The sequence below is a fragment of the Mucilaginibacter limnophilus genome, assembly GCF_004005815.1.
Classification (GTDB): Bacteria; Bacteroidota; Bacteroidia; order Sphingobacteriales; family Sphingobacteriaceae; genus Mucilaginibacter; species Mucilaginibacter limnophilus.
Genome location: NZ_SACK01000006.1, coordinates 116,779 through 143,292, shown reverse-complemented (window position 1 = coordinate 143,292; position 26,514 = coordinate 116,779). Strand labels below are relative to the sequence as shown.

The window sequence follows — 26,514 nt, the reverse complement described above, 5'->3', positions numbered from 1 at the left end:
AATTCCGAATCACCTACACCTCTCCTTCCCTCTTCCGCAAAAACCATTCAGTACTTAACAAAACAAGCACCAAAACAAACACCCATTTTACGTCCACCAGGTCACTATATCGTTTATCTTCATAAACCACAGTTTTGATGTTTTCATTTTTGCGGATGATATCAGCCAGTTGATTAACCTGCGATGGTTGCAACATAACACCGCCGCTTTGCTTGGCAATGGTATTAAGCAGCCTGTGATTCGCGGTACTTTGCCGCACTTCAAGATTAAGCTGCTTTACAGTGAACCTGCCGGCGGCGTTGAATAGCCTTGCGCCCAGCTTTGCACTTGCGCTGTAAGTGTAGTCTCCTGATGGCAGCGCCCCGGCATCAAGACTATAACTTTGAGCCTTACGGGTGAATAGAAAGTTATAGCTTTTGCCCTGCTGGCTTTTGATATCAATCTTTACATCAGGCGTGTTTACCAGTTCAAGGGCATCGTTATATAGCTCGGCGTTTAGCAAAATATTCTCACCTTCATCAAATACAGTTTTTGCAGGATACACTCTAAACTGCTGCCGGTTGGCGTTGGCTGTTAAATATTGTACGCTCTGACTAAAGAGTTCTTCAATAGCGTTATGGTTGCCATAAGTACTGTACTCGGCAAGTTTCCATCGCCATAAACCCTCGCCCGTTAGCGTTGCCGAACGCTTTCCATTTGCATTGCTGAATGCCAGCAACGGGTAAGTGGTGTTTACATTGCCAATACGCTGTTTCAGCAAAGCTGATGTATTTGCTGATACCGTGTAACTACCAAACGGCGCCAGCAGCGGCGGCATACGGGTTAGCTTTTGCCGTGTGGAATCAGTCAAGGTAAATGCCGAAAAAGCATTGTCAGGTTGAGCGAACACTTCTTGCATCTGCGCATCACCCGCGCTTATTTGAACATTGCCCTGGATATTATTAATCGCCTGCACATTACTTTGCGCCCCAATAGTATACCATACCGGCACGCCGCTTTTATGAATAAAACTTTTAAGTGAACCAAACGCGTTTTCTGATAGCTGGAATAATACAATAAGGTTATAATCGGGTAATTTTAGTGTAGACAAATCGGTAACCGAACTTACCTTTACCTCATAATTGCGGTTACTTTCAATGGCATTACGCATCACTGCTATATCGGGATGCACAGTCTGGTACAGCAGCAGCACTTTTTGCCGGGCGTCAAGCACATCTATATAGATATCTTCAGTATTGTTTTGCACCGATAATTCGTTCTTTACCGGCGATATGCTTACCCTGAATTTATGGAGTCCCTTTTTACCTGCGGAAAGCTTAACCGGTATAACCTTCCTGAAATCGTTTCCCGTAATGCCAACCGTTTGACTAAAGAGTGTTGACCCGCTCTCACTAACCGTTAGCCTCAACTGTTCGCTATTGCTTTGATAGGCTTCGGTTAGTACCTCCACCATAAAATCGTTACCGGTAAAGGCGGTTTTATTATAGCTGATATTGCCAATCAGCAAATCTCTTTTAGGTGTGGTATCGCCAAGGGCTATGGTGTAGATATTGGCTTTTATATTTTTGGCTTCATATTGTGGGTCAGCGCCGCGGTTATAAATTCCATCGGTAGCTAACACTACAGCGCCAATATTCCGATTTACAAACCGGTCGTTAAGTTGCTTTAATGCTGATGAAATATCTGTTTGCTTGCCGTTAAAGGCTTTGGCAAGGCCGTTGTGCAGGGAATTATCAAAGCTAAATTCATGTACTTCATAATCGTCTCCAAGCTGAGATTTTATTTTTTGCATCTCATCAAGCACTTTCACTCCCTCTGCTTTGGAAAGGGCCGGGGCTACGCTTTCAGAATTATCTTGTAACACCAGCACCAGCGGTTTTTCGGGTTTATAGTTTACCGATTTCACCAGCGGCGAAATCAGCAGTAATCCTAAAATAAAAACCACAACCGCACGCAGCACGAATAATGTATACCGCAAATGCTTTTCAATATTTACAGGTTGACGGTACATCAGCCAGGCATACAGCAAGCCCGCCAGTACACAAACCGGCAGCCACCAGCCCGAAACACTTCCCCATGTTATTGAAAATAAAAACAGCATATCCGGTTAGCCCAAATATGCTGTTTTTATTTAACAAACTGTCATGCCGAACTTGTTTCGGCATCTCACCTGCTAAGTAATTTCATGCCCTGAGAGATCCCGAATCAAGTTCGGAATGACCCATGGTTCTCCCATTACAACATCCCCCCATCAACCGGAATAACCTGCCCGGTAATATAAGCCGCCATGTCTGAAGCTAAAAAAACACAGGCGTTAGCTACGTCTTCCACCTCGCCGGCACGTTTAAGCGGGATAGCTGCCGCCCATCCTTCAACCACTTTCGGGTCGAGCACGTCGGTCATTTCAGTGCGGATAAAGCCCGGCGCTACCACGTTGGTACGTATGTTACGTGAGCCCAATTCCTTAGCAACCGATTTTGAAAAACCGATGATACCCGCTTTTGAAGCAGCATAGTTCGACTGTCCGGCGTTGCCTTGTACACCTACTACCGAACTCATGTTAATGAACACACCTTTACGGTTTTTCATCATAATTTTTGATGCTGCTTTGGTAACGTTGAATATCGATTTCAGGTTAACGTCAAGCACCTCGTCCCACTGCTCTTCAGTCATGCGCATTAATAGTCCGTCTTTAGTAATCCCGGCGTTGTTCACCACAATATCCAAAGTACCGAAATCAGCGACGATATCAGTTATCAGTTTATCCGCTTCATCAAATTTCGAAGCGTCGCTGCGGTAGCCTTTTACCTGTGTGCCAAAGCTTTGCAGCTCCTGCTCAAGCGCCTGGCCTTTCTCTACCGATGATAAATAGGTAAATGCTACATTAGCACCGTGCTCGGCAAATTTCTCCGCTATTTTACGGCCTATTCCTTTTGATGCGCCGGTTACAAGCGCGGTTTTCCCTTCTAATAATTTCATGGTTGCATGAGTTGTTTTATACGAACAGCGAAGGTAGCAATTAAGATGGATTTCAAAATACCCGCATTTTTTAAGCGCTAAAAATCAGGGCGTTCTGCTTCAAAACAGGCCAAAACATTACCATCCAAAAAATGTTAATAACTTTTGGTGGGAAAAAGTGGTAAAAAGTGGAAGAAGTAATTTACTTTTACGTTACAAAAGTTGCCCTTATACTGTAGATGTCTTTCCTCATTGGTGAATATGATTGCAAGCTGGATGCCAAAGGTCGCATGATGATCCCTGCGGACCTTAAACGGCAGTTGCCCGGTGTTGAAACCGAGGGGCTTGTAATTTTGCGCGGCTTTGAAAAGCAGCTTACCATATACACTAAAGTTGAGTGGGAAAACACAGTAAATGAGCTGAACAAACTTAATCAATACGACAAGATAAACCGCGATTTCCTGCGGTTTTTTATTCGTGGCGCGATGAGTATCTCGGTAGATTCGGTTGGCCGTACCCTGCTGCCAAAAGCGTTGCTTGACTATGCCGGCATTAAAGGCGAGGTTATTTTATCGTGTCAACTGAACAAAATTGAAGTTTGGGAGCCGGGCGCTTACGATACATTAATGAATAGCATGCCCGACAATTTTGCCGAAATGGCCGAGCAGGTTATGGGCAGCGCAGGAAGGAGGGGAAATGAGTAATTACCATACTCCTGTTATGCTGCACGAATGTATCGAGGGGTTGAACATACAGCCTTCCGGCACTTATGTTGATGTAACTTTTGGAGGCGGCGGTCATTCACGTGAGATACTGAAAAATTTAGGTCCTGACGGGCAGCTGCTGGCTTTCGACCAGGATGCCGATGCCCAGCAAAATATACCTGATGATGACCGTTTTACTTTCATCGATCAGAACTTTCGTTACCTGAAGAACTTTTGCCGTCTGCATGGCGCGGTTCCGGTTGACGGCATTCTGGCTGATCTGGGGGTATCATCATACCAGTTCGATCAGGCCGAGCGTGGTTTTTCTATTCGCTTTGATGCCGCACTGGATATGCGCATGAACCAGGCAAGCGAGCTTACCGCAAAACAGGTAGTAAATACGTACGACGAAGCAAGCCTGCACAGGATATTCGGTATTTATGGCGAGATACAAAATGCGAAATCGCTGGCAAAAACCATTGTTACCGCAAGGCTTAACGCACCGCTGAATACCATCTCCGACCTGAAGAATGCCATCAGTAACCTTATTCCACGAGGGAAAGAAAACAAATATCTGGCGCAGGTTTTCCAAGCGCTGCGTATCGAGGTAAACCAGGAGCTTGAGGCTTTAAAGGATTTTCTTGAGCAATCAGCAGATGTACTGGCATCTGGCGGCAGGCTGGTAGTAATGTCGTACCACTCGTTGGAAGACAGGCTGGTAAAGAACTTCATCGCCAAAGGCAAATTCAGCGGCGAGGTGGAGAAAGATTTTTTCGGAAATGATCAAAAACCTTTTGACGCAGTTAGCCGTGGCGCTATCACCGCTTCAGAAGAAGAGATAAAAAATAACAACAGGGCGCGCAGCGCGAAACTTAGAATAGCTGTAAAAAAATGACGAATCGTTTACGTACAGAAATTCAGGAGGAAGAAGCTGAAAAACAGCTGATAGTTGAGGAAATGCCTAAGCAAAAGGAGATTCCCGACAACTTTTTAACGCAGTTTTTAAGCAAGGGCTTCGTAACATCTGAAGAGGCGGCAAACGCACTCCCTTTTGTGCTTTATGTAGCTTTATTATGCATGATCTACATAGCCAACGGACACCTGGCTACCAAAACCATGCGCGACATTGATAAATTAAACAAAGAGGTTAAGGAATTAACCTGGGACTATAAATCGGCAAAGGCCGAGCTGGCTTATAAAAGCACGCTAACTGAAATTGTAAAACGTACTGACACCCTGGGCATACACGCCCCGGTTGAACCACCGCAAAAAATAACTATAAAGGAGGCGCCAGATGGGAATTAGAACCAATATTCTGCTAAGGGTCTACCTTGCTTTCGGGTTGATCCTGTTGTTCGCATTAGCTGTTATTGTACAGCTATGTAATGTGCAGTTTGTACAAGGAAAAAAATGGCGTTCTATGTCCGACAGTCTTTCCGTTCGTTATGTGGATGTTGAGGCGGGGCGTGGAAATATATTTTCGGTTGACGGCAGCCTGCTGGCTACATCGGTACCCGAATATGAGCTGCGTATGGATATGCTTGCCGGCGCTATTGAAGACGACGAGGTATTTTACGGAAAAGTTGATTCGCTGGCAGAAAAAATGTCGGCGTTTTTTGGCGATAAATCAAAAAGACAGTATTCACGCCTGCTTCGCGAAGCACGTAAAGAAAAAGCACGCTATTATTTATTAAAGCGTAAGGTTACCTATCAGCAACTAAAAAAAGTACGCCAGTTCCCTATTTTCAATTTAGGCAGATACCATGGCGGACTTATAGCCGTGCAAAAAAACAAGCGCATTATGCCCTTTCAAACTCTGGCGGCACGTACCATCGGCTATAAAAACGATAACGTAAAAAACCCGGTAGGTTTGGAAGGCGCTTATGCTAATTATATCAACGGCGAAAAAGGCCGCAGGCTGATGCACCGTATTGCGGGCGGTACCTGGATGCCGGTTAATGCTGATGAATATGACATCGCCCCAAAAGAAGGCGCTGATATTATTTCAACTATTGATGTTAACTTTCAGGATGTTGCACAAAGCGCGCTTGAAAAACAACTGATAAAAAGCAATGCCGACCACGGTGCAGTAATCCTGATGGAAGTTGCCACCGGCGAAGTGCGTGCGGTTGCCAACTTTACAAAGATTGAAGAAGGCGTTTACAAGGAGAAGTTTAATTATGCCATAGCAGGCAACCAGGATCCGGGTTCTACGTTTAAGGTAGCCTCGTACATGGCATTGCTTGAAGACCATAAGGTCGACACCAATACTATGGTGAATACTGGTAATTATCCTATTAAAGGACACATTATTAAAGATTCGCACGGTAGCATTGGTCGGGTTACGGTAAAAAGGGCATTTGAAGAATCGTCAAACGCGGCGGTGGCTTACCTGGTGAATACCGCTTATCATGATAACCAGTCACAGTTTACCGATCATTTGTACGACTGGCACTTGAATGAGAAACTTGGCCTGCAAATTCCGGGTGAGGCCCAACCGGTGGTAAAAAACCCTAAAAACCGCAGCTGGAACAAAAATATGACGCTGCCGCAAATGGCATATGGCTATGAAATGCAGCTTACGCCGTTGAAAATGCTGTCGTTTTACAACGCTATAGCGAACAATGGTAAATATGTGTCGCCGATTTTTGTAAGGGAGATTCGCAGGCTGGGTAATACTGTCGAGCGTTTTAACTGCCGGGTTATCAATCCAAAAATTTGCTCGGACGTAACCCTGAAAAAAATGCAGGAAATGCTGGAAGGTGTTGTGAGCGAAGGTACAGGTAAAGGCATTATTTATAACCCTTTATATCCTATAGCAGGTAAAACAGGTACAGCACAAGTGGCCGATGCAAACCGTGGTTATAAAGCAAAAAAACAATATCAGGCATCGTTTTGTGGATATTTTCCGGCCAATAAGCCTAAATACTCACTAATCGTGGTAATTAACGACCCTAAGAATGGTTATTACGGCGCACAGGTGGCAGGCCCGGTATTCAGGGAAATTGCCGATAAGGTTTATTCGGCTGACATGGGCATCAATCAAACCCCGCCAACGCATCTGGTAGGCAATACTACTATGCCTGAGGTTAAACAAGGCAACATGAAAGCATTGAAATATGTGTATGCCAAACTTGGTTTAAAACCGCTTTATGCCTCGGCATCAGGTGCTGATAACGGCATTGATACCAGCAGTGGTATCGCCTTTCAGGAAACAAAATTTAAAAAAGGCGCGGTGCCAAATGTAACCGGCATGAGCCTGAGCGACGCCCTTTATGTAATGGGCAATGCAGGATATAAAGTAATGGCACGCGGAACCGGCATGGTTAAAAAACAGTCGGTTACCGGTGGCAGCATCATACCAAAAGGAGCAAAAATTATACTCGAACTGCAATGAGATACCTGAGTGATATAGTTGAAGGCCTTGCATTTACTGAGCTGCAGGGAAGCGCCGATGTAGAGATTACGGCGGTGGTGTTTGATTCGCGCAAGGTGGTGCCGGGTTCGCTGTTTGTTGCCGTAAGCGGTACGGTGGTTGACGGGCACGACTATATTGAACAGGCAGTAAAACAAGGCGCTATTGCGGTTATCTGTGAAGAACTGCCCGCACACGTTACCGGTGAGGTTGATTTCCTGATGGTGGCTGATTCGGCAGTGGCATTAGGTATTGTTGCCGCTAACTTTTATGATAACCCTTCAGATAAGTTGAAGCTGGTTGGCGTAACCGGCACAAACGGTAAAACTACTATTGCAACATTATTATATCAGTTGTTTCGTGATTTGGGTTATAAATGCGGATTGCTTTCAACTGTCGAGAATCAGATAAACGATAAAGTAATACCATCAACCCATACCACGCCTGATCCGGTAGCGCTAAACAGCTTGCTGAACGACATGGTAGTACAGGGCTGTGATTATTGCTTTATGGAAGTAAGCTCACACGCGGTAGCTCAGCGCCGTATAGAACGGCTGAAGTTTGCAGGCGGCATATTTACCAACTTAACGCACGATCATTTAGACTATCATAAAACGTTTGATAGCTACCGTGATGCAAAAAAGGCATTTTTTGACGGCTTACCTAAAAACGGCTTTGCGCTCACCAATGCCGACGATAAGAACGGCAACTTTATGCTGCAGAATACCAAAGCACATCGCAAAAGCTATGCTTTGAAAAGCATGGCCGACTATCGTGCCAAGATCCTGGAAAGCCAGTTCGACGGTTTGTTACTGAACATTGATAGTGAAGAAGTATGGTTCAGGATGGTGGGCACTTTTAACGCCTACAATTTGCTGGCTGTTTACGCTACAGCCATGCTGCTCGATCAGGATAAATCAAAGGTACTTACCAGCCTTAGCAAGCTTTCGGGCGCGGTAGGAAGGTTTGATTATGTAGTGGCACCTAACAAAGTGATCGGCATAGTTGATTATGCGCATACACCGGATGCTGTACAGAATGTACTAAGCACCATTCATGGCATTCGCAAAGGCAGCGAAAAAGTAATAACCGTGTTAGGCTGCGGCGGTGACAGGGATAAAACCAAACGCCCCATTATGGCAAAAGTTGCCTGCGAGTGGAGCGATAAGGTGATCCTTACATCAGATAATCCGCGAAGTGAAGACCCGGCGCAGATCATCGAGGACATGAAAGAGGGTGTCGACCCTGCCTTTAAACGCAATGTACTGGCTATAACAGATCGCAGAGAAGCTATAAAAACGGCTTGTCATTTGGCACAGCCCGGGGATGTTATCCTGCTTGCAGGAAAAGGCCACGAAAAATACCAGGAGATAAATGGTGTAAGAAACCATTTTGATGATATGGAAGAATTGCTTGCACAATTCGGGCAGATGTGAGGATGTGCGGATATGCCGATGTGCAGATTATAGAAAAATGAAAGAATTGATTTGATGATATGAGTACCACACCGAATTTGATAGTCGACTTGACATTTGATTTTGCTTTGAAAATAATTGATTATACTGAATTACTGGAAAGCAAAAGGAAATTCAATATGGCTAACCAACTATTCAAAAGCGGCACATTGGTAGGAGCAAATGTAAGTGAAGCACAAGGAGCAGAGAGCAAGGATGACTTTAGACATAAATGTAAAATAGCATATAAAGAGGCTGAAGAGACTGAATATTGGTTAAAGCTTTGCAAACAGGCAAAAAATTATCCGTATGAAGAAGGCTTACTTGAAAACATACAATCGATAATAAGAGTGTTGGGTAAAATAATTGCATCAACGAAATAAATAGAATAATCATTTTTAATTCGCACATCTGCATATCAGCATATCTGCACATTAAAATGTACAACTAAATTAGGATGTTATACTACCTATTTCAATATCTAAACGAGCATTACCACATACCGGGCGCAGGTGTGTTTCAATACATCACGTTCCGTACGGCTATGTCGGTTATTGTATCGTTGATAATTACTACGGTATATGGCCGCCGTCTTATCGACTACCTGCGTTACAAACAGGTAGGTGAAACCGTGCGCAACCTGGGTTTGGAAGGTCAAATGGCAAAATCAGGTACGCCAACTATGGGTGGTATCATTATCATTGCCGGTATACTTGTCCCTACCCTGCTGTTTGCACGGCTGGAAAATATATACATCATTCTGATGCTGGTTACTACCATATGGCTTGGAGCTATTGGCTTCCTGGATGATTATATTAAGGTATTCAAAAAGAATAAGGAAGGTCTTGCAGGCAAGTTTAAAATAACCGGCCAGGTAGGTTTGGCGTTGATTATTGGTTGGACGATGTATTTCAATGATGACATTATCATCCGCCAGGAAGTAAAGCCACCGGTGGTGTATGATGCACCTGTTGATTTTCATATGCGTGATAATAAGCCGGTTTACACACAGGATATCAAGTCGACCATTACAACTCTGCCCTTCTATAAAAACAATGAGTTTGATTATAGCAAGGTGCTTAAGTTCACAGGTGAAGGATACGAGCAATACGCATTGGTAGTATTCCTGCTTTTTGTAATCATCATTATTACGGGTATATCAAACGGAGCCAATATAACCGACGGTATCGACGGGCTGGCCACCGGTACATCGGCTATTATAGGTATCACACTGGCTATCCTGGCATACGTTTCGGGTAACGTAATTACTGCCGATTATCTGAACATTATGTACATACCCAACTCGGGCGAACTGGTAGTATTTGCAGGGGCGTTTGTTGGTGCATGTGTAGGCTTTTTGTGGTACAACTCGTACCCGGCGCAGGTATTTATGGGCGATACAGGTAGCTTGGCTATAGGCGGTATCATAGCGGTGTTCGCCATTATGATACGTAAAGAACTGATGCTGCCTATACTGTGCGGCATATTCATCGTCGAGAATATCTCGGTGATTATGCAGGTATCATGGTTCAAGTACACAAAAAAGAAATTTGGTGAAGGCCGCAGGGTTTTCCTGATGGCGCCACTGCACCACCATTATCAAAAGAAGGGTTATCACGAGGCGAAAATTGTAACCCGCTTCTGGATCATCTGTATAATGCTGGCGATAGTGGCTGTGATAACATTGAAGTTGAGATAAGATAGTCCATGGACGATAGTATATAGAGTCCGTAGAAAATGAAGAATTAATCGGTGAAATCACTATTAAAATCAGTGAAATCACAAAAAAGAACAATGAACGAGAACACTAACATATCATCTACTCAATCTCCCTCTTCTTTGGAGGGAGGCGTGGTGAGGTTAGCCATCCTTGGCGCGGGCGAAAGCGGCGTGGGTGCGGCATACCTTGCTCTGCAAAAAGGGTATGATGTTTTCGTGTCAGACTTTGGCGCTATTACCGATAAATACAAGCAGCAATTACAACAGTGGGATATACGCTTCGAGGAAAATCAGCATACTGAGGCGGAGATATTGAATGCGGTTGAAGTGATCAAAAGTCCGGGGATACCTGATAAGGCGCCGATCATCAAAAAGCTGAAAGAAAAAGGTATTCCGGTAATATCTGAGATTGAATTTGCCGGCCGCTACACTGATGCGAAAATGATATGCATCACCGGCTCGAACGGTAAAACAACTACGACGACCTTAACTTACCACATCCTGAAAAACGCGGGATTAAACGTAGGGTTAGCGGGTAATATAGGCAACAGCTTTGCTTATCAGGTGGCAACTGAAAAGTTTGATCATTATGTGCTTGAGTTAAGCAGCTTTATGCTTGATGATATGTACAAGTTTAAGGCAGACGTAGGCGTGCTGCTAAACATTACGCCCGATCACCTGGACCGTTATGATTATAAACTGGAGAACTATGCGGCATCAAAATTCCGCATAACACAAAATCAAACAGCGCAGGATATTTTTATCTACTGCGCCGATGATGCCGAAACAATAAAGGGAATGCAGGGCCTTGACATACAGTCGCAGCAACTGCCCTTTACTATAGAGAAGAAACTTACGCCGGGGGCATACCTCGACAGCGACAATATTGTCATCAACACACACAAGGGGAATTTCACAATGTCAATTAAAGAACTGGCTCTGCAAGGCAAGCACAACATCTATAACTCAATGGCTTCGGGTATCGTGGCCAAAGTGCTTGAACTACGTAACGACAGTATCAGGGAGAGTATGGGCAACTTTAAGAACATTGAGCACCGGCTTGAGTTTGTTGCCAAAATTTCAGGCATCAGTTTTATAAACGACTCGAAGGCAACCAATGTAAACTCAACCTGGTATGCGCTTGAAAGCATGACGACGGATGTGGTGCTGATATTAGGCGGTGTTGATAAAGGCAACGATTATGGTATGCTGCGCGACCTGGTAAAGCAAAAAGTAAAGGCTATTGTGTGTTTGGGCAAGGATAACAAACGTATTCACGACGCATTTGAAGATGATGTGGATGTAATTGTGAATACCTTCTCGGCGCAAGAAGCAGCGCAGATAGCCTTCCACTTAGCTGAAAAAGGTGATACAGTGCTATTATCGCCGGCATGCGCAAGTTTTGATCTGTTTAAAAATTACGAAGACAGAGGCAATCAGTTTAAAGAGGCGGTAAGAGAGTTATAAAAATACGACCATGGACTATAGACCATGGTCCATGGTCTAAAACAAACAACAGGGCAAATAACACAACAATTAAATCGGTATGTTGAACGCAATACTTAACAACACCAAAGGTGATCGCTGGATATGGCTGATCGTTATCGTGCTGTCGCTTATTTCGCTGCTGGCTGTGTACAGCTCAACAGGAACTATAGCTTATCAGCATGGTACAGGCGCCGAATCATTTTTGATGAAACACCTGGCTATGGTTGTTGCGGGTATTGCGCTCATGTACATTTCGCACAAGCTGGATTACCGTTATTATGCCGGTATTTCAAAAATATTAATGGCTATAACCATACCATTGCTGCTGTACACCCTGTTATTTGGCAACAACCTGAACGATGCAAGCCGCTGGATAGCCATACCGGGTACAGGTTTAACCTTCCAGACATCCGACTTAGCTAAGCTGGCGCTGATTACTTACCTGGCCCGTACGCTATCGCGTAAGCAGGAAAATATTAAAGACGTTAAAAACTCGTTTATTCCAATTATGGGTTCGGTGTGCGTGGTGTTTATACTTATCGCGCTGGCAAACTTGTCAACCGCGCTGATGCTGTTTGGTGTAAGCATTTTATTGCTGATTATTGGTCGTATCAGTATAAAGCAAATATCGATAGTATGTGTTGCCGGTGCTGTTTTGCTTGCAGGTGTAATGCTTTTAGGCCCTCGTCGTGCAACGTATATCTCACGTATCAACGCGTTTATGCACCCTGAAAAAGTTGATGCCGACAAATCATATCAAAGCGATCACGCTAAAATAGCCATCGCTACCGGTGGCGTGTTAGGTAAAGGCCCGGGTAACAGTACCGAAAGAAATTACCTGCCCCACCCCTATTCAGATTTTATTTACGCTACAATTATTGAAGAATACGGCCTGATAGGCGGATTTGTAATTGTATGCATTTACCTGTTTTTACTGTACAGGTGTATAAAAATTGTAACCAAAGCGCCAAAAGCGTTTGGTGCGTTACTGGCGGCAGGCTTAAGCTTTAGCCTGACCATACAGGCATTTGGTAACATGGCGGTAGCCGTAGGCTTAGGACCGGTAACCGGTATTCCGCTGCCGTTTGTAAGTATGGGTGGTACATCAATATTGTTTACAAGCATTGCCTTCGGCATTATACTATCTGTTAGTAAAGATATTGAAGAGCCGAAAAAAGTTGTGGTTGGCGAAATAAGGGAAGTGGCGGTAGCTTGATTTCGGATTTTGAATTTTTCAATTTCGAAATTAAAAAAGGAATCAGAAAAGGCATTAGAATTTAGGATTTAGAGTTTAGAATTTAACAGAATGGGTAAAAGGATCATCATAAGCGGCGGCGGTACCGGAGGACACATCTTCCCGGCTATTGCTATTGCCAATGCTTTGAAAAAACTCGACCCAAATACCGAGATATTATTTGTAGGCGCTACCGGTCGCATGGAAATGGAGAAAGTGCCTGCAGCCGGGTATAAGATCATAGGCTTGAACATACAGGGCATTCAGCGTGGTTCAATAATCAAAAACCTGATGTTCCCGGTGAAGCTATTGGGTAGTGTACGTACGGCTTTGAAGATCATTAAAGATTTTAAGCCCGATGCGGCAGTAGGTGTAGGTGGTTATGCATCCGGACCATTATTGTACGCAGCATCATTAAAGGGCATACCAACACTTATACAGGAGCAAAACTCGTATGCAGGTATTACCAACAAATGGCTTGGTAAAAAAGCGAAAGCTATATGCGTGGCATTTGATGGTATGGATAAATTCTTCCCTGCTGATAAGATCATTAAAACCGGCAACCCAATTCGTAAAGACTCGGTAAGCATTGCCGGCAAACACATGCAGGCGCTTGAACTGTTCAAGTTTTCTCCGCATAAAAAAACAGTACTGGTAACCGGCGGAAGTCTGGGCGCACGCACGCTTAACCATAGCATTAAAGCCGGCTTGCAAAAGTTTATTGATGCCGATGTGCAGGTAATATGGCAAACAGGTAAATTTTATTATAAAGACATCATCAGTGAGTTAGGTGAAAACTATCATTCAAACATTGCCATACGTGAGTTTTTGAACCGCATGGATCTGGCTTATGCTGCCGCGGATATCATCATTTCGCGCGCGGGTGCGGGTACTATTGCCGAACTGTGCGTAGTAAAAAAACCGGTGATACTGGTGCCTTCGCCAAATGTGGCTGAAGACCATCAAACCAAAAACGCCCTGGCATTGGTGCAGGAAAACGCGGCTAAACTGGTAGCCGACCGTGATGCTGAAGCAAAACTGGTTGATAGAGCAATAGAGTTATTAAACGATAAGGAAAAACAGAAAACATTGAGCACCAACATTGGCAAACTGGCTATGCCCGATGCTGATGAGGTAATTGCAAAAGAAGTTATCCAAATAACAATTAACAATTAAGTAGGCTTCCCGCCGGTTGGCGGGAGCCTTTTTTGAAAAGACGAATGGAACTAAACAACATACAACGCGTTTACCTGATAGGCATAGGCGGCATAGGCATGAGCGGCCTGGCCCGCTATTTCTGTCAGTTAGGGTGTATTGTGTGTGGTTACGATAAAACCCCTACCGACCTTACCGACAGTCTGCATAACGAAGGCATACAAATAACGTTTGAAGACAAGGCCTCCTGCATTCCCATGAGTTTTAATGAGCCGTGCGATGGTACGCTTATTATATACACTCCTGCCATTCCAAAGGATTCGGAGATACTGAACTTTTTCCTGAATAAAGGTTTTGTTCTGTTTAAACGCTCACAGGTATTAGGCATAATCAGCGATAGCAAATACACGCTGGCAGTAGCCGGTACGCATGGTAAAACAACTACCTCGTCGCTTATAGCGCATATATTAAAAGATTCGGGTACCGATTGCTCAGCCTTCCTGGGCGGCATATCGTCAAATTATCAAACCAATGTATTGTTTGGCAAAAACGACATTGTGGTAGTTGAGGCCGACGAGTTTGACCGCTCGTTCCTCACCCTGCACCCTGATATTGCGGTGATCACTTCAATGGATGCCGACCACCTGGATATTTACGGCGACCATAGTCAGCTAACGGAGTCGTTTACCATGTTTGCCTCGCAGATAAAGCCGGGCGGCACATTAATTCGTAAGCAGGGCCTGCCATTAACTGAAGGGCATACTTATTCAATATATGACAAGGCCGATTCCATCGCCTTTAACATCCGTATCGAAAACGGCGATTTTTATTTTGACTTCCGCAACAGCGAAACAATAATTAAAGATATTAAGCTGGGTATAGCCGGTACGCATAATATTGAGAATGCGGTGGCTGCCATTGAGGTTTGCCTGCGTGTGGGTGTTAATGCCGATGCTGTAAAAAGCGCTTTAGAATCGTTCAGAGGAGTGAAACGCCGCTTTGAGTATATTGTTAAAACACCTCAGCATATTTTTATTGATGATTACGCGCATCACCCTGAAGAGCTGAAAGCTGCTATATCGTCAGTAAAAAAGCTGTATCCTGATAAAAAGCTGACCACCATTTTCCAGCCGCACCTTTACACGCGTACGCGTGATTTTGCAGATGGCTTTGCCGAGGCGCTTGACATAAGCGACGTATTGCTGATGCTTGACATTTATCCCGCCCGCGAATTGCCTATACAAGGTGTAGATGCCGAATTGATACTCAGCAAGATGAAAATGTGGAATAAACGCAAATGTGGAAAACAAGAAGCGATTGAAATAGTGGAAAATGAAAAACCTGAGCTACTTTTAACGGTAGGCGCAGGCGATATCGATCAACTGGTGCAACCCCTAAAACAAGTATTAGAAAATGTCTCGTAGAAATGTCTGGAGCCGGATTTTTATTGCTTTTGCCTGGGTGGTTTGCCTGGGCGGACTGGTAACCCTTATGGGCTTTATCGAGGTTAAAAAGAATGAAACTACCTGCACCGGTGTTAAGGTTTACATTCCGGGCGACCAGTATTTTATTGATCAGGAAGAGGTAGAAAATATACTGCAGGTAAGCAGTAACACATTGGTTGGCCGCAAACTGGCTAACATCAACATACATCAGCTCGAGAATACCTTAAAAGCTAACCCATTTGTAGAGTCTGCTAAGGTTTATACCGAAATGGATGGTCTTATCAAAATAGAGATAAGCCAGCGTCAGCCTATACTGCGCGTTATCAACCGGTTCGATCAGGATTTTTATGTTGATCAGCATGGTTTAAAAATGCCGCTGTCAAACAATTTTACCGCCCGGGTGGTTGCTGCCAACGGTTATATAGACGAGCTGTTTGCCAACCGTGTTGACACGCTTCACACCAAAATGGCAATCGCATTGTACACGGCCGCCGATTACATTCGTAAAGATTCACTTTGGAATGCCCAGGTAGCGCAAATCTATGTAAATAAAGATCATGAAATAGAACTGATACCACGCGTGGGCAACCAGCGCATATTGCTTGGCAATGCCGATTCGCTAGATGTGAAGTTTGAAAATCTGGCAGCCTTTTACAAACAAGCGTTGCCAAAAGCCGGCTGGGACAAGTATAAAGCCATCAGTGTAAAATACACAAACCAGGTGATAGGTATCAAAGACGAGAACGATCCAAGCAACACGACAACCAAAACAACTGTTAAGGCCGACTCGATGAAACAGGCCGTGGCAGCTACTATTGATTCAACAATTTCATCAACTATAACAGACTTATTGAAACAAGATACATCTCATATAAAGCAACATTAAAATGGACAAAGGTTTATCACAAGAAAAAAGTTCACCAATCATTGTAGGATTGGATATCGGGACTACAAAAATATGTGCCATAGTTGGCCGCCGCAGTAAGAACGGGAAAATTGAGGTATTAGGCATCGGTAAGGCCGAATCAGCAGGCGTTACCCGCGGCATGGTATCAAATATTGATAAAACCGTTCAGGGTATCACACAGGCCGTTGATGTTGCCGGTACGCAATCAAACGTTGAAATAAGGGTAGTAAACGTTGGTATTGCAGGTCAGCATATTAAAAGCCTGCAGCACCGTGGCTTAATAACCCGCCGCGATTTGCAAACCGAAATTTCACGCAAAGATATCGATAAACTGATTGAGGATATGTACAACCTGGTAATGCCCCCCGGTGAAGAGATTATCCATGTGCTGCCTCAGGAATTTACTGTAGATAACGAGCCGGGGATTAAGGACCCGATCGGTATGGCTGGTGTACGCCTCGAGGCTAACTTCCACATTATTTCCGGCCAGGTTACCGCAATTAAAAACATTGTAAAATGCGTTAACAAAGCGCAGCTTGAAAGCTCAGAGCTTATACTTGAGCCGCTGGCATCGTCTGAGTCGGTATTAAGCGACGAAGAAAAAGAAGCCGGTGTAGTATTGGTTGATATAGGCGGTGGCACTACTGACGTGGCCATCTTCCACGAAGGTATCATCCGCCATACAGCGGTTATTCCGTTTGGCGGCAACAGCGTTACGGAGGATATTCGTGAGGGATGTTCGGTTATGCGCAATATTGCCGAGCAGTTAAAGGTTCGTTTCGGTTCTGCTTTAGCCGATGAGAACAAAGAAAATGAGATAGTATGTGTACCGGGCCTACGTGGCCGCGAACCGAAAGAGATATCGGTTAAAAACCTGGCGTATGTTATACAGGCACGTATGGAAGAAATCGTAGAACATGTTTACTACGAGATCAAATCATCAGGCTACGAGAAAAAGCTGATTGCCGGAATAGTAATAACCGGAGGCGGCGCACAGCTTAAACACCTGCCGCAACTTGTTGAATTTGTAACCGGGCTTGATTGCCGCGTAGGCTACCCTAACGAGCACTTAGCTAAAAATGAAGTACTGCCAAAAGGCATTTATGAAGAGCTGCAAAGCCCAACATTCGCCACAGGTATAGGCTTGCTGATAAAAGGTATTCAAAAAATGGAGTATAACAGCATGCCGGTTTCGGTAACCGAAACGGTGAAACCCGTTAAAGAAAAATACACAGAAGACAAAAAGTTTGGCTTACTGTCGAAAATATTAGAGAGCGGGAAAAAATTTATTAAAGATGACATCAAGGATGAGGACTTTTTGAAATAATTATTCACAACCCATAACTTTTCCACAATATCAACGAATGTGGAAAAACATTGTGGAAAATGTTATAATATTACAATAGCGAAAACTAACTGATCGTCAAAATACATTTATCTGAAAGTAAGGAATATGCAGTTTGAGATGTTAAAAGAAAAGTCGTCTATCATCAAAGTTATTGGTGTTGGCGGTGGCGGCGGCAACGCGGTAAACCATATGTACAGGCAAGGTATTACCGGTGTCGATTTTATTATTTGTAATACCGACGCCCAGGCGCTTGAGTTAAGCCCTATACCCAATAAGGTGCAGTTAGGCGCCAGCCTTACTGAAGGTATGGGTGCGGGTTCAATACCTGAGGTCGGTAAAAATTCGGCCATCGAAAATATTGACGATATAAAGCAAATGCTTGGCCCCAATACCAAAATGCTGTTTATTACCGCAGGTATGGGTGGCGGTACCGGTACAGGCGCCAGCCCTATTATTGCTAAAGCAGCTAAAGAACTGGATATACTTACAGTAGGTATTATAACTACTCCGTTTTCATTTGAAGGCAAACGCCGTAAAATGCAGGCCGAAGAAGGTTTGGAAGAACTTAAAAAGTATGTTGATTCATACCTGGTTATTTCAAATGACAGGCTGCGCCAGATATTCGGTAACCTTACTTTGGGTTCGGCATTTGCGCAAGCGGATAATATTTTGACGACTGCAGCAAAAGGCATCGCCGAGATCATTACTCTGCCGGGCTATATCAACGTTGACTTTAAGGATGTGCGCACCGTAATGAAAGAAAGCGGTGTAGCTATAATGGGCAGCTGCAGCGCCGAAGGTGAAAACCGGGCGCTTAAAGCAGTGGAAGGTGCCTTGGCATCTCCATTGTTAAAAGATAATGAAATTGAAGGCGCGCGTTATATCCTGCTTAACATAAGCTCGGGCGACAAAGAGGTGACCATGGATGAGGTGAGCGTTATTACCGATTACATTCAGGAAGAAGCAGGCCTTGCCGCCGACCTGATTTGGGGTAACTGCCGTGACGAAAATATGGGAGATAAATTATCGGTAACCATTATCGCCACAGGTTTCCAAACCAAAGACGAACGCGAGAAAGAGATCAGTAATAAAAAGGTAATTTCAATGCTGATACCTGAGAATGAGCCACTGGCAAAACCGGTAAACGAGTTTATTACTCCTGTTAAGCCTGATGCCATTGCCGAGCCTTACATGAAAGCCAAGGAAGAGCCAAAGCAGACCGGACTGTTTGATATGTTTGCAAGCTCATCTGCAGAACAACCATCAGGGATCATCAAACATAACCTTGCTCCTGAAGAGCCGGAAGCTACTGAAGAACCTGATACTGCAGGCTTCACCTTTAAACTGACTGAAAGCGTTATGCAGTTTGAAACAGTTGCAACCAAACAACCAGAACCTGAGCCAGAACCCGAACCTGTTGTTGGCGCTGATGACAACAAAACCGAAGAAAGCATGGAAGAGCAACTGCGTAAATCGCGCGAGCGTATTATGCGGTTAAAAGACCTTAGCATGAAGCTTCGCTCGGGTAACCTTCAGGAAATGGAAAATGTACCGGCTTACAAGCGTAAAGAAATCGCCTTGCAGCAAACACCTGCTTCAAACGAAAGCCAGGTATCCCGTTTCTCATTACTTCCTGACGATGAGGGCAAAACCGAGATCAGGAACAACAATTCGTTTTTGCACGATAATGTTGATTAATACAAAAACTCAAACCCAAAACTATATCCCAAAGCCTTTGTATACATCATACAAAGGCTTTTCAGTTTAAAAAAACATATTGGTTACTTCAAAACAATTCCCCTTGGATCTGTTCGATAAAATTCAAAAAAACGTAGGCGGCCCTATAGGTCAGCATCAAAAATGGTCGCACGGTTACTTTTCTTTTCCAAAGCTTGAAGGCGAATTGGCGCCGCACATGTATTTCAACGGCAAAGAACATATTGTTTGGAGCCTGAACAACTATCTTGGGCTTGCCAACCATCCTGAAGTACGCAAGGCCGACGCACAGGCCGCACTTGATTATGGCATGGCCTACCCTATGGGCGCGCGCATGATGTCGGGCAATACTATACATCACGAAGAACTGGAAAACAGTCTGGCTGAATTTGTTGGCAAGCAGTCGGCCTTTTTATTAAACTATGGTTACCAGGGTATGGTGTCTATAATCGATGCACTGGTTGACCGTAATGATGTGATTGTTTATGATGCCGAATCACATGCCTGTATTATTGATGGTGTGCGCCTGCATATTGGCAAACGGTTTGTGTATCAGCACAACGATATTGAAAGCTGCGAAAAACAGCTGCAGCGGGCTACACGCATAACTGAACAAACAGGCGGCGCTATATTGCTAATTACCGAAGGCGTTTTCGGCATGAGCGGCGCACAGGGAAAGTTAACAGAGATAGTAAAACTGAAAGACAAATATACTTTCCGCTTACTGGTTGATGATGCGCATGGCTTCGGCACAATGGGCCAAACCGGCGCCGGCACGCATGAGGCGCAGGATTGTGTTGATGGTATAGATGTTTACTTCGGAACGTTTGCTAAATCAATGGCCGGCATTGGTGCTTTTGTAGCATCAAACAAGCAGATAATTGATTATCTGCGGTATAATATGCGTTCGCAAACCTTTGCCAAAGCCCTTCCAATGCCTATGGTGATAGGTTTGAAAAAACGTTTAGAACTGCTAAAATCAAATCCCGAATTGCGCAAGATGTTATGGCAGGTAGCCACAGCCTTACAAACCGGCTTACAAGAACGCGGCTTTGATACCGGCAACACCAACAGCATGGTAACCCCCGTGCACTTAAAAGGCGACCTGTACGAGGCCACAGCCCTAACCCGCGACCTGCGCGAGAACTATGGCATTTTCTGTTCGATAGTAATATATCCTGTTATTCCGAAAGGGTTGATTATTTTAAGGCTAATTCCTACTGCTGTTCATAGCATGGAGGATGTAAAGGTTACGATTGAGGCTTTCAGTGAAATGGGCGACAAGTTAAAGGCCGGTTTTTATAAAGAAAAAAGCGTTTCGTAACGTTTAATTTTCTTTGTAATTATATGGTAACTTATTTATTACGCTTTACGTTTACATACAAATCATGTAAATACATGATAACGGCCTGAATTGTGGAAAAATACCTTGATAATGAGGCGTTTTTTGTGATTGAAAATTTTTTTTTAATTAAAAACAATTTTAGATTAGCCTTCAGTAAAACAATTAAACTCAACTAATTAAAAAAGGAGTGACCTAAAATGAAAAAATTTGACGAAGTAAAGGAGCTTGTTTCATCATTAGAAGTAGATGCCGACAAATTCTACAACAAAGGCAACAGCGCTGCCGGAACCCGTTTACGTAAAGGTTTGCAAGACCTTAAAAACTTGGCACAAAGCATTCGTCTTGAAGTTCAGGAGACAAAGAACAAAGCTTAAAGATTTTTTTAACTACGACTGACCAATTAAAAAACGCCCGGCTACCTAATTAGCCGGGTTTTTTATTTAATTACTGTTTTATCTTTTTGATTTCGGCAGCAATGGCAGTGGCTGTTTTTTCGCTTACCTGTACCAGCGGCAGGCGAACCGCATCACCGCAAACGCCAAGCTGTTTAAGTGCCGCTTTTACACCGGCCGGGTTACCTTCGGTAAACATCAGGCGGGTGAACTCTACTATTGATAAGTGAGCCTTTTGTGCCGATACATAGTCGCCGTTAAGGCATAGGCGAACCATATCGGAAAACTCTTTAGGAAGAGCGTTACCCACAACCGAGATCACGCCAACAGCGCCAAGCGCTATCATGGGGAGGGTCACAGCATCGTCTCCCGATATTACCAGGAAATCTTCAGGCTTATCTCTCAGCAACTGGTTAAACAGGTCGAAATTACCTGATGCTTCCTTTATGCCGATGATATTTTTGAAATCGTTAGCCAAACGCACGGTAGTTTCGGAATTTACGTTGCTGCCGGTACGACCGGGCACATTATACAGGATTACCGGCAATGGCGATGCCTCGGCAATGGCCTTGTAGTGCTGGTAAATACCCTCTTGCGTAGGTTTATTGTAGTACGGGCTGGCCGAAAGGATAGCCTCGTAACTTTTAGTATCAAACGCTTTTATGCTTTCAACTACCTCGTAGGTATTGTTCGCGGCGATGCCGGCAATTAGCGGCAGCCTACCGTTAACCACTTCGGCAGTAAACTCAAAAATCTTCTTCTTCTCGTCCTTGCTCAACGTAGCGCTTTCGCCGGTTGTACCCAGTGCTACCAGGTATTCAACCCCGCCGCTTATTAAACTTTCAATAAGATTACGCAGACCCTCAAAGTCCACCTGCCCGTCAGCCTGAAACGGGGTTACCATCGCTACCCCTGTCCCGAAGAATTTGTTCATGATTATGTTTAAAAGTCGCTAAGATAGTTTTTAGAATTGAGATGTGAGATATTAGATTTCAGAAATAGCATGCAGGTGTTGACGTCAACAGAGTCAACACCAGTCAACACCATCAACACCCGTCAACACCATCAACACCTGTCAACACCATCAACACCATCAACACCGTCAACACCCGTCAACACCGTCAACACCCGTCAACACTCTTAATAATAAAAGCAATCATCAGGTAAAACCCGCCATTTTTAGGTTAAATTAACTGTTTACAGTGCATTACAACCTGATAAAGCTTGAGTAACAGTGTACTATTTTTTAAATAACTTTTACTTTATGCCTTTACCGAGGCACTTGTATTAACAGGCAAATCAAAATAAAGCCCTTTTTTTACAAACCTGCTAAATCGTTTTAAAAGTTTGGAAATTATTTACAGCCATATGATATTTGGTGTGTAATTCTTACACCAATGTAACTTAACAAAACACTCAAAACCCTAACCGCTATACAGCTAAGGCACTCATTATAAAGCTGTAAAAGCTATCTAAACCAGTCCGCGCCTTAAGGACTATCAACATTTAATTTTTTAAAAAATCATGAACTTTCCAATTGAAAGCCTGTGGTGGGTATTACCCGTCATCGCATTGCTTGTGCTCTACAAATTTGTATTACGCGTGTTCTTCGGTATGGTAATAGTACCCGATGATCGCATCGGCCTTGTAGTTAAAAAATTCACCCTGTCCGGAAAACATCTGCCCGACGGACGCATTATTGCTACCCATGGCGAAGCTGGTATGCAGGCCAAAGCTCTTGCTCCCGGCCTATACTGGCGCATGTGGCCCTGGCAGTACGAAATTGTAATGCAGCCGTTCACCATCATCGAACAAAATAAGCTGGGCTTAATTAAAGCTAAAGACGGCGCTTCGCTTGATACAGGCCGCGTTTTGGGTAAGCCGGTACAATGCGATAAGTTTCAGGATGCTACCGCTTTTTTAGACAATAATGGCCAGAAGGGGCCGCAGGCTGCATTCCTTACCCCTGGTAGTTATCGTATTAATACTTTCTTGTTTGAGGTGATAACCGTACCCATTACCCAGATACAGGAGAATAAGGTGGGCATAGTAACCACGCTTGATGGCGAGCCGCTCGATAAAGGCGAGATAGCCGGTGAATCGGTTGCAGGACACAAAAACTACCAGGACCCGATAGCCTTTATAAACGCGGGCGGCCGCAAAGGCTTGCAGGAAGATGTGATACTTGCCGGTACTTATTACCTTAACCCCTGGTTTGTTATTGTTGAACAAGTTGACATGATCTACATCCCTATCGGTTATGTCGGCGTGGTAAACTCATTCGTCGGTCCGCTGGGTAACGATACCAGCGGTGATAACTTCAAACATGGCAACATTGTTAAACGCAATGAAAAAGGTGTTTGGGAAGACCCGCTCGACCCCGGCAAGCACCCGGTTAACATTTACACTCATGCCGTTGAAGTGGTGCCTACAACCAACATTGTACTTAACTGGGCCGACAGCCGTACCGAAGCGCATGAACTGGACAAGAACCTGTGTACAATCACCGTACGCTCGTCAGACGGGTTTACCTTTAACCTCGATGTGTCGCAAATCATCCACGTACCACGTAATGAAGCGCCAAAGGTGATAGCCCGTTTCGGCAAAATGAAGAACCTGGTATCGCAGGTACTGGAGCCTACCATTGCCAACTATTTCCGTAACTCGGCGCAAAAAAGTGATGTTATCGGCTTCCTGGCCAACCGTATCCAGCGCCAGAACGACGCGAAGGAGCATATTTCAACTGTGCTTGCCGGTTACAATGTTGTGGGTGTTGACACGCTGATAGGCGACATTGTTCCGCCGCCCGCACTAATGAAAACGCTTACCGACCGTAAAATAGCCGAGCAGGAAAAGATGACCTATGAGATACAGTGCCGCGCGCAAATAGAACGTAAAGAGTTTGAAAGCGCCAAAGCTGGTGCCGACATGCAGCCCGAGGTAGTAAAATCAACCCGCCAGGTTGAGATCAATACCCAAATGGCTGCTTCAAAGGTAGCGCAAGCCAAGGGTGAAGCCGAATCAAAAACCATCAACGCCAAAGCTGACGCTGAGGTAAAAACCATTAACGCCAAGGCCGATGCCGAGGTGAAAACGGTAAACGCCAGCGCCGATGCAAATGCTACCGGCATAAATGGCGCCGCCGAAGCGGGCAAAATTAAAGCCATTGGTTTAGCCGAGGCCGAGGTTACCCGCCAGAAAACCGAAGCCATGGGTACCGAGCAGTATGCTATTGTCCGCGTAGCCGAAGCTTTAGCGGCTAACAACATTAAGCTGGTTCCTGAAATACTGGTTAACGGTAAAGACGGCGGTCAGGGTGGTATGATAGACGCGCTGATAGGCAATGAAATGCTGAAAAAGCTGCAGAAGGAGAATGATGAGAAATAATGTGAATATGATGGATAAATCCATCAAAAACAACAGCGATGGGTTTGAAACCCATCGCTATTTGACAAGGATTATTTGTAAAATAGTTATGTTATTTTTTACTTTTAGTCATGCCACATAGCTAATCATAGGGAGGCGCCGCCTCATCTGGTCAACTAAGTGATTATTAAACGATCTAATTATAATAATGCGAAGCATTGGTATTTTAATTTTAGTCGCGTTTTTAGCAGCATCTTACAATCAATTATCATTAAATGAAATTTCATTTAATGATAATTTTGATGATGTTCAAAAAGCACTTATCAAGGTTTCAGCTTTATCAAAAAAACTAACTAAAGATACAACTGGCCTGAATACAAATTATTATTTTGAGAGGGATACACTATTTATCAATAATAAGATAGCGGGTAATGGGCAAGTTACCTATACCGGAAAAATAGACGCACTTAATCATTTTTCTCAACTCGAGAGACAGGAATTTTTAAATTCTGTGAAACTTTTGAATCAAAACTATATTGACGCAGGGTATATCGATTCAGGTACAAATCTTTGGATGTTTATATATCGGTGGGATAAGAAAGCGTCGTCGGATGACATGAGGCTCATTTTAATATTAAATGATGAGGATATATTACTAATCGATCCTTTGTACAAAATTATTGAGCATAAAAAGAATTTATTTCTGATAGCCGGAAAAGAGGCTGACGTCGAATAATCATCTACAACAACATACTATGCCATAACAAATAGCGATGGGTTTGAAACCCATCGCCATTTGTTATTATTTATTATACTGTTCATTACACACTTACCAAATGAAAGCAATCATCATCACCCAACCCGGCGATCCGGAAGTATTAAAGCCTGAAGAACGTCCTACCCCTATCCCCAGCCCTGGTGAAGTGCTGATAAAAGTTTCAGCAGCCGGACTTAACCGTCTTGATATTTACCAGCGCAAGGGCAATTATCCTGCCCCGCAAGGTGCACCGCAGGATATTCCGGGGCTTGAGGTGGCCGGAGTAATATCCGCCACAGGCGAAAATGTAGAAAGATGGAAAGTTGGCGATAAGGTTTGCGCATTGATTGCCGGCGGTGGCTATGCCGAATATTGCGTTGTGCCCGAGGGGCAATGCCTGCCGGTGCCAGATGGCTTTACTTTTGAAGAAGCGGCCTCGTTGCCCGAAACGTATTTTACCATCTGGTATAATGTATACCGGCTGGGTAAGTTAAAAGCCGGGGAAAGTCTGCTGGTGCATGGCGGCAGCAGCGGTATTGGCATATCGGCCATACATATCGCTACTGCGCTGGGCAGTAACGTTTATATTACTGCCGGGACAGATGAAAAATGCGCATTCTGCCTCGAACAAGGCGCCGCGGGTGCCATTAATTACAATACCGAAGATTTTACTGAAAAGATAAAAAGCTTTACAGGCGGCCGTGGAGTTGATGTGATACTGGATATGATAGGCGCCAAATACTTTCCAGGTAACATTGCCTCGCTTGCTGATGATGGACGACTGGTATTTATAAACACCATGCAGGGCCGTGAGGCACAGGTTGATCTGTCAGTAATTATGCGTCGCCGCTTAACAATAACCGGTTCAACCATGCGTTCACGCGAACCTGAGTTCAAAAGTCAGCTGGCATATGAGGTGGAGCAAAACATCTGGCCGTTACTTAACGCCAGAAAAATCAAACCGGTGATTCACCGTGTTTTCGACGCAGCGGATGCCGCCGAAGCACATAAACTGATGGAAAGCAGCACCCATTCGGGTAAAATAATCCTGCGTTTTCAGGCCACGTGAGGTTATTAAAATTCGGTGTGAAAATCTTACCAACACTATTTA

General features: G+C 44.2%; 22 protein-coding genes. 19 read left to right on the top strand and 3 right to left on the bottom strand.

Annotated features, from left to right (window positions below; genetic code table 11):
- Positions 1-13 precede the first annotated feature (13 nt).
- Both EOD41_RS14120 and fabG read right to left on the bottom strand, forming a co-directional pair.
- Positions 14-2,101, bottom strand: a complete 2,088-nt coding sequence (locus tag EOD41_RS14120) for a vWA domain-containing protein (protein WP_127706017.1) — start codon at positions 2,099-2,101, stop codon at positions 14-16.
- Between the two features lie 134 nt (positions 2,102-2,235).
- Positions 2,236-2,979, bottom strand: coding sequence for a 3-oxoacyl-[acyl-carrier-protein] reductase (gene fabG, locus EOD41_RS14115; RefSeq protein WP_127706015.1), 744 nt, complete (start codon positions 2,977-2,979; stop codon positions 2,236-2,238).
- A 218-nt stretch (positions 2,980-3,197) separates the two neighbouring features.
- Between fabG and mraZ the strand changes: the two genes are divergently transcribed.
- The 16 genes from mraZ (at position 3,198) to EOD41_RS14035 (ending at position 21,262) form a co-directional block, all read left to right on the top strand.
- Entirely contained in the window at positions 3,198-3,662 is a 465-nt protein-coding gene (mraZ, locus tag EOD41_RS14110) for a division/cell wall cluster transcriptional repressor MraZ (RefSeq protein ID WP_127706013.1), read from the top strand.
- A complete protein-coding gene (gene rsmH, locus EOD41_RS14105; protein WP_127706011.1) occupies positions 3,655-4,557 on the top strand; it encodes a 16S rRNA (cytosine(1402)-N(4))-methyltransferase RsmH in 903 nt (300 codons plus the stop codon). Before mraZ ends, rsmH begins: the two co-directional genes overlap by 8 nt.
- Positions 4,554-4,967, top strand: coding sequence for an FtsL-like putative cell division protein (locus tag EOD41_RS14100; RefSeq protein ID WP_127706009.1), 414 nt, complete (start codon positions 4,554-4,556; stop codon positions 4,965-4,967). The genes rsmH and EOD41_RS14100 overlap by 4 nt, the downstream gene beginning before the upstream one ends.
- On the top strand, positions 4,957-7,059 hold the full coding sequence (locus EOD41_RS14095; protein WP_127706007.1) for a penicillin-binding protein: 2,103 nt from the start codon (positions 4,957-4,959) through the stop codon (positions 7,057-7,059). The genes EOD41_RS14100 and EOD41_RS14095 overlap by 11 nt, the downstream gene beginning before the upstream one ends.
- A complete protein-coding gene (locus tag EOD41_RS14090) occupies positions 7,056-8,513 on the top strand; it encodes a UDP-N-acetylmuramoyl-L-alanyl-D-glutamate--2,6-diaminopimelate ligase (RefSeq protein WP_127706005.1) in 1,458 nt (485 codons plus the stop codon). Before EOD41_RS14095 ends, EOD41_RS14090 begins: the two co-directional genes overlap by 4 nt.
- A 59-nt stretch (positions 8,514-8,572) precedes the next feature.
- Complete coding sequence (locus tag EOD41_RS14085) at positions 8,573-8,914, top strand: four helix bundle protein (RefSeq protein ID WP_127706003.1); 342 nt, start codon at positions 8,573-8,575, stop codon at positions 8,912-8,914.
- 74 nt (positions 8,915-8,988) lie between these two features.
- Entirely contained in the window at positions 8,989-10,230 is a 1,242-nt protein-coding gene (mraY, locus tag EOD41_RS14080) for a phospho-N-acetylmuramoyl-pentapeptide-transferase (RefSeq protein ID WP_127706001.1), read from the top strand.
- Between the two features lie 95 nt (positions 10,231-10,325).
- Positions 10,326-11,717, top strand: a complete 1,392-nt coding sequence (murD, locus tag EOD41_RS14075) for a UDP-N-acetylmuramoyl-L-alanine--D-glutamate ligase (RefSeq protein ID WP_127705999.1) — start codon at positions 10,326-10,328, stop codon at positions 11,715-11,717.
- Between the two features lie 79 nt (positions 11,718-11,796).
- Positions 11,797-12,954 (top strand): FtsW/RodA/SpoVE family cell cycle protein, encoded by a 1,158-nt coding sequence (locus EOD41_RS14070; protein ID WP_127705997.1) that lies wholly within the window; start codon positions 11,797-11,799, stop codon positions 12,952-12,954.
- 90 nt (positions 12,955-13,044) lie between these two features.
- A complete protein-coding gene (gene murG / locus EOD41_RS14065; protein ID WP_127705995.1) occupies positions 13,045-14,148 on the top strand; it encodes an undecaprenyldiphospho-muramoylpentapeptide beta-N-acetylglucosaminyltransferase in 1,104 nt (367 codons plus the stop codon).
- A 44-nt stretch (positions 14,149-14,192) separates the two neighbouring features.
- The gene (murC, locus tag EOD41_RS14060; protein ID WP_127705993.1) at positions 14,193-15,551 is read left to right on the top strand and encodes a UDP-N-acetylmuramate--L-alanine ligase; all 1,359 of its coding nucleotides are present in this window, start codon (positions 14,193-14,195) and stop codon (positions 15,549-15,551) included.
- A complete protein-coding gene (locus EOD41_RS14055) occupies positions 15,541-16,458 on the top strand; it encodes a cell division protein FtsQ/DivIB (RefSeq protein WP_127705991.1) in 918 nt (305 codons plus the stop codon). The genes murC and EOD41_RS14055 overlap by 11 nt, the downstream gene beginning before the upstream one ends.
- A 1-nt stretch (position 16,459) precedes the next feature.
- Positions 16,460-17,806: a cell division protein FtsA gene (gene ftsA / locus EOD41_RS14050; protein ID WP_127705989.1), complete on the top strand. Its 1,347-nt coding sequence runs from the start codon at positions 16,460-16,462 to the stop codon at positions 17,804-17,806.
- Between the two features lie 126 nt (positions 17,807-17,932).
- Positions 17,933-19,525, top strand: a complete 1,593-nt coding sequence (ftsZ, locus tag EOD41_RS14045) for a cell division protein FtsZ (protein WP_127705987.1) — start codon at positions 17,933-17,935, stop codon at positions 19,523-19,525.
- A 103-nt stretch (positions 19,526-19,628) separates the two neighbouring features.
- Complete coding sequence (locus EOD41_RS14040) at positions 19,629-20,867, top strand: aminotransferase class I/II-fold pyridoxal phosphate-dependent enzyme (protein ID WP_127705985.1); 1,239 nt, start codon at positions 19,629-19,631, stop codon at positions 20,865-20,867.
- A gap of 218 nt (positions 20,868-21,085) precedes the next feature.
- Positions 21,086-21,262: a histone H1 gene (locus tag EOD41_RS14035; protein WP_127705983.1), complete on the top strand. Its 177-nt coding sequence runs from the start codon at positions 21,086-21,088 to the stop codon at positions 21,260-21,262.
- A 70-nt stretch (positions 21,263-21,332) separates the two neighbouring features.
- Here EOD41_RS14035 and dapA read toward each other — a convergent pair whose 3' ends face one another.
- Positions 21,333-22,214 (bottom strand): 4-hydroxy-tetrahydrodipicolinate synthase, encoded by an 882-nt coding sequence (gene dapA, locus EOD41_RS14030; protein ID WP_127705981.1) that lies wholly within the window; start codon positions 22,212-22,214, stop codon positions 21,333-21,335.
- A 590-nt stretch (positions 22,215-22,804) separates the two neighbouring features.
- Here dapA and EOD41_RS14025 point away from each other — a divergent pair.
- The 3 genes from EOD41_RS14025 (at position 22,805) to EOD41_RS14015 (ending at position 26,472) form a co-directional block, all read left to right on the top strand.
- Complete coding sequence (locus EOD41_RS14025) at positions 22,805-24,667, top strand: SPFH domain-containing protein (RefSeq protein WP_127705979.1); 1,863 nt, start codon at positions 22,805-22,807, stop codon at positions 24,665-24,667.
- A 187-nt stretch (positions 24,668-24,854) separates the two neighbouring features.
- Positions 24,855-25,382 (top strand): hypothetical protein, encoded by a 528-nt coding sequence (locus EOD41_RS14020; RefSeq protein WP_127705977.1) that lies wholly within the window; start codon positions 24,855-24,857, stop codon positions 25,380-25,382.
- A gap of 100 nt (positions 25,383-25,482) precedes the next feature.
- On the top strand, positions 25,483-26,472 hold the full coding sequence (locus EOD41_RS14015; protein WP_127705975.1) for an NAD(P)H-quinone oxidoreductase: 990 nt from the start codon (positions 25,483-25,485) through the stop codon (positions 26,470-26,472).
- The last annotated feature ends 42 nt before the right edge of the window (positions 26,473-26,514 follow it).